This window comes from Rathayibacter sp. AY1D5, from assembly GCF_002932515.1.
GTDB lineage: Bacteria > Actinomycetota > Actinomycetes > Actinomycetales > Microbacteriaceae > Rathayibacter.
In genome coordinates this window covers 40,533-47,712 of record NZ_PSVU01000031.1, presented here as the reverse complement: position 1 = coordinate 47,712, position 7,180 = coordinate 40,533, and the positions used below count along the sequence as shown (strand labels likewise).

The following is a 7,180-nucleotide window of genomic DNA, read 5'->3' as shown; positions in this document are numbered from 1 at the left end:
GCTGCAGCGCAGTCCGTTCCGGCAGGCAGCCAGGACCGCCGCCCGGAAGACGCTCGCGGTCCTGCCGGACGACGTGGCCGCCCGCGCCGGCGCGGTCGCGTCCCGGGTGCACTTCCTCGAGAGCGAGGAGGAGGCGGTCGTCCCGGCGGAGTTCGCGACGGCCCTCCGAGCGGATCGTGTCGTCCGGCTGCGCTACCGCGACAGCAGCGGCGCGGAGTCGGTCCGCGACGTCGAACCGCTCGGCTCGATCGGGAAGGAGGAGCACTGGTACCTGATCGCGTGGTGCCGGCTGCGGGAGGGGGTCCGGGCGTTCCGCGGCGACCGGATGCTGTCGGTCGAGGTGACCGACGAGCGGCCTCCGCAGCGCACCCTGCGAGCCGAGGACCTCGCGCTCCAGTACGGACGGCTGCGGTCCGTCGTCGACGACTGACCCGCTCCGGGGACGGCCGCCGCGGACCTCGCGGAGTCGCGGACGATCTTCGGAAACACCGACAGGACGGTGTCGCGACGACCGGCGAGCCTGGTGCCATCACCTCATCCCGGCCCTGAAGGAGCCCCATGTCGTTCACCTCCCTCCGCATCGTCACCGACGACCTCGACGGCCTCGTCGCCTTCTACGAGCAGGTCGTCGGCCGACCGGCCGAGCGCCCGGCGCCGATCTTCGCGCAGTTCACGGGAGCGGGTGCGACCCTCGCGATCGCCCGCACCTCGACGGTCGCGATGCTCGACGGCGCCGTCGTCCCCGCGTCGAACCGCTCTGTCCTGCTCGAGTTCGAGGTGGCCGACGTCGACCGCGCCTTCGCCGAGCTCGCACCCCGGAGCGAGGACGTGGTGCTCCCGCCGAGCACCATGTCGTGGGGCAACCGCTCCACCCTCGTCCGCGACCCGGACGGGAACGTCGTCAATCTGTTCAGCAGGCCCGCCGGCTGATCGGGCGCACTCCGTCGGTCCGAGCACGCCCATGCCTGGCCGGTGGGACCCGACGGGGATCGCGGAGACCACCGGGGATCCTCTCTCTCGCGACGCGATCCTCCCGAGCGGGCGTGGCGTCGGGCCGAGCGCGACCGGTCTGCGGTTCGCAGGCGGGAGCACGGCGACTCCGTCCAGCGTGACGTCCCGACCGCACTCCGACCGGCGAGACGGCCACCCGCCGCCGGTGTCCTCGGCGGTACCCTCGCGGCATGACCTTCGTGAACGTCGGCACCCTCGGGGCCGTCCCCGGCAGACGCGACGAGCTCGTCGCCGTCCTCACCGAGCACAACGACGACCTCGTCGACGCCGGCTGCCTACTCTACGAGGTCGGGGTCGACGACGAGCAGCCCGACACCGTCTTCGTCGTCGAGCTGTGGGAGAGCGCCGAGGCGCATCGGGCCTCCCTCGCCCTCCCCCGGGTCCAGGCCGCGATCGCGACGGCGCGCCCGCTGCTCAGCGGCGCCTTCGGCGGCTACCGCTTCGACGCAGCAGGCTCTCCCCTCCGGAGCTGACTCGCGCCGAAGGCCTGCCGGCCGTCGGCACAGGCCGACCTGGAGTGAGCGGGCCGTCCGTCAACGGAAGACCTCTTCCTCTCCCGCCACCCCGACACCTCGAAGCGGAGCACCGTGATCAGCACGTTCCTCGTCGACCACGCCGCGCTCGTCCCGATCGCCTTCTGGATCGCGGTCGCGGTGGTCACGGCGATCGCCTGGCTGCTGCACCGGCGCGGCGCGGAAAGGTCTCTTCTCGTCCTCGCCGCGCTCGCCTTCGTCGTGGGGATCGCGCTGACCGTGTATCCGCCCGACGGGACGCCGCGGGTCTTCTGCACCGTGCAGTTCTCGGTGCCGTTCGACGGCATCGACACCCTCGCGAACATCGCGCTCCTGCTCCCCGGGGCCCTGCTGCTCGCGGTCGCGGTCGGCCGGCCCCTGCTCGTCGCCGCCGCCGTCTCCGGCCTGTCCGCCCTGATCGAGCTGGTCCAGGCGGGCGTTCCGGCGATCGGCCGCTCCTGCGACACGAACGACTGGTTCATGAACACCATCGGCGCAGTCCTCGCCGCGTTCCTCGCCGCCCTGATCCTCAGAGGGGAGAAGCGGCGCGGGCGTCGGCGAATGGTCCGCTGACACCGCCTGTCACGTCGCCCTGCTCTCGGCCGGGTGTCTCGGCGGCCGACATCAGCACGGGTCCGTCGATCCACGTCCCTGTGACGCGGACCTGCTCAGAGGACGGCCGACGCCACGGGTGCCGTCTCGGCGACGCCGAGGACGACCGGGCGCGACCGGGCGTCACCGGGTGGCGCGGTCGCGTCTGTCGACCGCCCCAGGAGCTGTCAAGTCTCTCCCCCGTCGGCCTCGGCGCTGCGCACGCTGGGGGCATGAAGCATCTCCTCTTCGCGAACAAGACGATGCTGGTCGGAGACGACGCGGCGGACGCTCTGATCGAGTACGGCGTCGCCCTCGCCGCGAGCAGCACGGCGGACCGCGTGGAGTACACCGGCATCGGCGGCGACGGCGGCACCGTGCAGTCGGTGTTCCTGCTCAACGCCGGCGCCGCTCTGGTCGCCGAGACCACTCCCTCCGATCTCCCGGAGCCGGACAACACGGCCGAGGTCGCCCGCATCCGCGAACGCACCAGGACGCTCACGGGAGTGTTCCCCGTGCAGCCGAGCGAGGACGACGTCACCTTCGACGTCGAGCTCGAGCACGGCTTCGGGCACTGACCGGCCCGCCCATGCCCTCCCTCCACGCCCCCTGGCCGACGCTCTGACCGGGGACACGGACGACGCCGAGGTCCGTCGCTGGGCGGCGTCCCGCGCCCCGCTCACGCCGGGGACGATCGCCGTGCTGCAGGCCGTCGGCTTCATCAGCGCAGCGCAGCGGGTCCCCGCCGACACGGCCCTCGCTCTCCTGCTGACGGCGGCGGAGCACGACCGGCGCGATCCGCCCGACGTGGCTCGCGATGTCCTCGCGCGCCGCCATCCCCTGGCCGATCCCGGTGACGATCGCGGCGCGTCGGTGACCCCGTGATCACCGCCCTTCCAGAGCCGTGGTCGGTCCGCCGCCGGAGGCGCTGTCTCCCGAGTCCGCGACGTGAAGCGCACCGCGCGCCGCCCGCCCCGCGCGCTGGATGCGCGCCCGCACCAGCCGCTGCAGCAGCGCGGGGTAGAGCTGAACGGCGATCGTCGACCCGAGCAGCCAGGCCGCGCCGCCCGTCGCACCCGTGACTGTCGCGGCGAGGGCGAGCGCGACTCCGACGGCCGTGCACGCGACGTGCACCGCCTCGGAGCGGCGGGTGTGCTGATCGAGAGCGGCCAGCCCCGCGCGCGTGCCGTCGAAGCCGCGCTCGCGGGTGACGAGGCGGTTCCACCCGACGACGTCGAGCAGCCGACCGAAGACGCCGACCCCGAGCGCTCGCAGCAGCGCCGGCTCGCGGCGACCCACGTCGAACCAGGACTGCTCGAGCGGACGCGTGCGCCCGCCGAAGGTCAGTGCCGCCCAGCTGGTGAGGACCATCTGCGCGACCGCGGCGAAGACCGGATGCGAGGGTCCGATCGCGGTCCAGCCGGCCGCGAGGAGGGCGGCCGCGAGGACGGTGGCGACGAGGATCCGGATCACGTCCGCTCCCTCCTGCTCGTGCTGCTGTGCTCGAGGCCAGTCCAGCAGATCCGCGGCATCCGTGCGCCGAGTCCTCCTCCGGACGCCCCGCGCCGGGCATCCACCGCCTACTCGGCAGCGCTTCCTTGACACCGCCGCCGGCCGGTCATCATCATGCAGTCACGACCGGCGGCGGCGCGCCACCGGCGTCCCGACAGGAACGGTGCACCGATGCCCACCATGCTCTTCGTCAACCTGGCCGTCGCCGATCTCGCCCGGGCGAGGGCCTTCTACGAGTCGCTCGGCTACTCGATCAACGAGGGCTTCAGCGACGAGAACGCCGTCAGCGTGGTGATCAGCGACACCATCACCGCGATGCTGCTCACGAGGGAGTTCTTCGCCGAGTTCACCAGCAAGCCGATCATCGACGCCACCACCTCGACCGAGGTGCAGCTCGCCCTCAGCGCCGACAGCAGGGAGGAGGTCGACACCCTCCACGGGAAGGCCCTCGCCGCGGGCGCGACTCCGGCCGGCGAGCAGGACCACGGGTTCATGTACTCGAAGAGCTTCGACGACCTCGACGGCCACCACTGGGACTTCGTCTGGATGGACCCGGCGGCCGCGGCGGGCGGTGCGCCGGAGCTGTCCGTCGAGGAGATCCGGGCGAACACGACGCACAGCTGAGTCACGACCCGCGGACTCCGAGCGGTCGACGTCCACGACCCGCGACGGCGCGCCCGCGCAGTCACACTCCGTCACGATCCGGCGCGCACTCCCCTCGGCCTGACAGGCTCCCGGCATCCGCCTTCAGGGCGTCTGGACAGGAGCAAACCGTGACGATCACTGCACCGGCGACCACCGCGACCACCGCTGCGGCGACCACAGCGACCACTGCGGCGAGCGCCGCGACCTCGACCCCGGCGCCCGAAGACCGTGCCTCCGCGGCGGCCGGCTTCACCACGCGCCAGGTGCACGCCGGTGCCGCGCCCGACGGCGCCCACGGAGCGCGCGTCACGCCCGTGCACCTCAGCGCCGGCTTCGTGTTCGACAGCTTCGAGCACGCCCGCGAGCGGTTCGCCGGCGAGGACGAGGGCTACCTCTACACCCGCAACGGGAACCCGACCACCGAGGAGGTCGAGCGTCGGCTCGCCGATCTCGAAGGCGGCGCCGAGGCGATCCTGGTGGCGAGCGGCCAGGCGGCGACCGCCTCCGCTCTCCTGGGGATGCTGCAGGCCGGCGACCGGGTGCTCTCGTCGCGCCGCTTGTACGAGGGCAACCGCGGACTGCTGGTGCAGAACTTCGGTCGGCTCGGGATCGGCGTGGACTTCGTCGACGACGCGTCGGACCTCGGCGAGTGGGAACGGCGGATCGGGCCCGACACCCGGGTCCTCTTCGGCGAGCCGATCCCGAACCCGAAGAACGATCTGCTGGACCTCCCGGCGCTGGCCGCGATCGCGCATCGGCACGGGCTGCCGTTCGTGGTCGACAACACGCTCGCGACCCCGTACCTCCTCCGCCCGATCGAGCACGGGGCCGACGTGGTCGTGCACTCGACCAGCAAGTTCCTCGCCGGGCACGGCTCCGCCCTCGGCGGCGTGATCGTCGACGCCGGCACGTTCGACTGGGCGGCGCGCCCCGCGCTCTTCCCGCACCTCAACCAGGAGGAGCGGTCGTTCGGCGGCCGCAGCTGGACCGAGCAGCACGGCCGGCGCGCCTTCGTCTCGTACACGCGGGACATCGTGGTCTCCCGCCTCGGACCGACGCCGTCACCGCTGAACTCCTTCCTGCTGCGGCAGGGCGTCGAGACGCTGTCGCTGCGGGTCGAGCGGCACTCCGCGAACGCCCTCGCCGTCGCCCGCTTCCTCGAGGGGCGGCCCGAGGTCGTGTCGGTCGACTACTCCGGCCTGGAGTCGAGCCCGTCGTTCGCCCTCGCGCAGCGGCTGCTCCCCCGCGGGCAGGGCTCCGTCTTCTCCTTCACCGTGGCCGGAGGCGAGGCGGGCGCGGCCGCCTTCATCGACGCCGTCGAGCTGTTCAGCCACATGACCCACCTCGGCGACGTGCGCTCGCTGGTGCTGCATCCCGCGTCGACCACCCACGCCGGACGCACCCCCGCCGAGCGCGCCGCCGCCGGGATCCACCCCGGGCTCCTCCGGCTGTCGATCGGGATCGAGGACGTCGACGACCTCCTCCGCGACCTCGAGCGCGGGCTCACCGCGGTGCGCGAACGCGCCCTCCCCGCGCTCGCGGAGGTGTGAGCGTGGCGCGCCGTCAGCACTTCGGCTGGTTCTTCTCCCGGGGCTTCGGACCGCAGGGATGGGGGCACCCCTACCGGGAGTGGAACCACGACTGGACGAAGCCCGGCCTCTACCAGCAGTCGGCCCGCGAGCTGGAGCAGGCCGGCTTCGAGCTGATCGTGATGGAGGACGCCGTCTCGCTCGGCTCCCCGGAGACGCTCGACCTGCGGGTGCGGGGAGCGTACGGCGGGCCGAAGCACGATCCGCTCCTCCTGGCGCCGTACCTGTTCGCAGCGACCGAGCGGATCGGGCTGGCACCGACGATCAACGCCGGCATCACGCCCCCGTACCTCGCCGCCCGGCAGGCGGCGACCCTTCAGCACCTCAGCTCCGACCGCTTCGGGATCAACCTGGTCACCGACGTCGGCAGCGCCCGCCACGTGGGGCTGGAGCCGCTGTCGCACGACGCGGCCTACGACCGGGCCGACGAGTGGATGGCGGTCGTCCGCCGGCTCTGGCACAGCTGGGGCGAGGGCGCGCTGGTCGCCGACCCCGGGTCGGGCCGCTACGCCGACGGCACCCGGATCGACGCGTTCCGGCACCGCGGGGAGCACTTCCGCGTGGACGGCCCCCTCAACGCCGTCCCCTTCGAGAACGGCGACCCGATCGTGGTCTCCCCCGGCGGCTCGCCCCGCGGGCTGGCCTTCGCCGGCACGCAGTCGGACGTGCAGCTCGCTCTCGCACCGCTGGAGGCCCGGGCGGTGCGCGACTACCGGACGCGCGTGCTCGCCGCGGCCGAGCAGCACGGGCGGACGGCGGATGACCTGCGCGTGCTCTTCGTCGTGAAGCCCGAGATCGTGTCGAGCCCGGAGGAGGCCGCGCGCGTCGTCGAGGCGTCGCGCCACCCCGACGAGGACGCGCTGCGGCGGATCGCGCTCGGCTGGTCGAGCGACCTGGAGACCGACCTCACCGGGCTGAACCTGGACCTCCCCGTCCCGCGGTCGGTGTTCGGCGAGCACGTCTCGCACGGCACCATCGCCGGCCTGTACGGCGGCACGGAGGACGCTCCGCTGCGGGAGCTGCTCACCAGGAAGGCGCGCAAGGGCCGCGTCGCCGAGCGCGCCGGCTTCGTCGGCACCGCGGAGGAGTTCGCCGACTTCGTCGAGGAGCTCGGCGACGACGGCGGCAGCGACGGGCTCCTCCTCTCCGGGGACCTGCACCCGGTCACCCTGCACCGGATGCTCGACGACCTCGTCCCCGTCCTGCGCCGCCGCGGGATCCTCCGCGACGAGCTCGCTCCCGGCGGGACCCGCGCCAACCTCTTCGGGACGTAGGGGGGGGTCCGCCCCGTCTCACTCCGGATCCTGCGACCGGCCGGGC

10 protein-coding genes are annotated in these 7,180 nt (G+C 73.3%); 9 read left to right on the top strand and 1 reads right to left on the bottom strand.

Annotation, left to right across the window (positions count from 1 at the left end; all coding sequences use genetic code 11):
* From C5C82_RS10880 to C5C82_RS10855, 6 genes are all read left to right on the top strand, one after another.
* Window positions 1-430 (top strand): YafY family protein (locus tag C5C82_RS10880; RefSeq protein WP_146085981.1); only part of this gene is annotated, 430 nt, incomplete at its 5' end.
* 128 nt (window positions 431-558) lie between these two features.
* Entirely contained in the window at window positions 559-930 is a 372-nt protein-coding gene (locus tag C5C82_RS10875) for a VOC family protein (protein WP_104355060.1), read from the top strand.
* A gap of 251 nt (window positions 931-1,181) precedes the next feature.
* Complete coding sequence (locus C5C82_RS10870) at window positions 1,182-1,484, top strand: putative quinol monooxygenase (RefSeq protein ID WP_104226533.1); 303 nt, start codon at window positions 1,182-1,184, stop codon at window positions 1,482-1,484.
* Window positions 1,485-1,598: 114 nt separating this feature from the next.
* A complete protein-coding gene (locus C5C82_RS10865; protein WP_104291807.1) occupies window positions 1,599-2,096 on the top strand; it encodes a VanZ family protein in 498 nt (165 codons plus the stop codon).
* A 251-nt stretch (window positions 2,097-2,347) separates the two neighbouring features.
* A complete protein-coding gene (locus tag C5C82_RS10860; protein WP_104291808.1) occupies window positions 2,348-2,692 on the top strand; it encodes a hypothetical protein in 345 nt (114 codons plus the stop codon).
* A gap of 121 nt (window positions 2,693-2,813) precedes the next feature.
* Window positions 2,814-2,999, top strand: a complete 186-nt coding sequence (locus tag C5C82_RS10855) for a hypothetical protein (RefSeq protein ID WP_104247105.1) — start codon at window positions 2,814-2,816, stop codon at window positions 2,997-2,999.
* Here C5C82_RS10855 and C5C82_RS10850 read toward each other — a convergent pair whose 3' ends face one another.
* Window positions 3,000-3,587, bottom strand: a complete 588-nt coding sequence (locus tag C5C82_RS10850; RefSeq protein ID WP_104291809.1) for a hypothetical protein — start codon at window positions 3,585-3,587, stop codon at window positions 3,000-3,002.
* 210 nt (window positions 3,588-3,797) lie between these two features.
* Between C5C82_RS10850 and C5C82_RS10845 the strand changes: the two genes are divergently transcribed.
* The 3 genes from C5C82_RS10845 (at window position 3,798) to C5C82_RS10830 (ending at window position 7,134) form a co-directional block, all read left to right on the top strand.
* Window positions 3,798-4,250: a VOC family protein gene (locus C5C82_RS10845; RefSeq protein WP_104250854.1), complete on the top strand. Its 453-nt coding sequence runs from the start codon at window positions 3,798-3,800 to the stop codon at window positions 4,248-4,250.
* Between the two features lie 284 nt (window positions 4,251-4,534).
* A complete protein-coding gene (locus C5C82_RS10835; protein ID WP_104291849.1) occupies window positions 4,535-5,821 on the top strand; it encodes an O-acetylhomoserine aminocarboxypropyltransferase/cysteine synthase family protein in 1,287 nt (428 codons plus the stop codon).
* 2 nt (window positions 5,822-5,823) lie between these two features.
* A complete protein-coding gene (locus C5C82_RS10830) occupies window positions 5,824-7,134 on the top strand; it encodes an LLM class flavin-dependent oxidoreductase (RefSeq protein ID WP_104291810.1) in 1,311 nt (436 codons plus the stop codon).
* The last annotated feature ends 46 nt before the right edge of the window (window positions 7,135-7,180 follow it).

What these genes read in the sequence shown, in the direction of transcription:
- C5C82_RS10875 (WP_104355060.1), top strand. Translation starts at nt 559, where the DNA reads ATGTCGTTCACCTCCCTCCGCATCGTCACCGACGACCTCGACGGCCTC.
- C5C82_RS10860 (WP_104291808.1), top strand. Translation starts at nt 2,348, where the DNA reads ATGAAGCATCTCCTCTTCGCGAACAAGACGATGCTGGTCGGAGACGAC.
- C5C82_RS10845 (WP_104250854.1), top strand. Translation starts at nt 3,798, where the DNA reads ATGCCCACCATGCTCTTCGTCAACCTGGCCGTCGCCGATCTCGCCCGG.
- C5C82_RS10870 (WP_104226533.1), top strand. Translation starts at nt 1,182, where the DNA reads ATGACCTTCGTGAACGTCGGCACCCTCGGGGCCGTCCCCGGCAGACGC.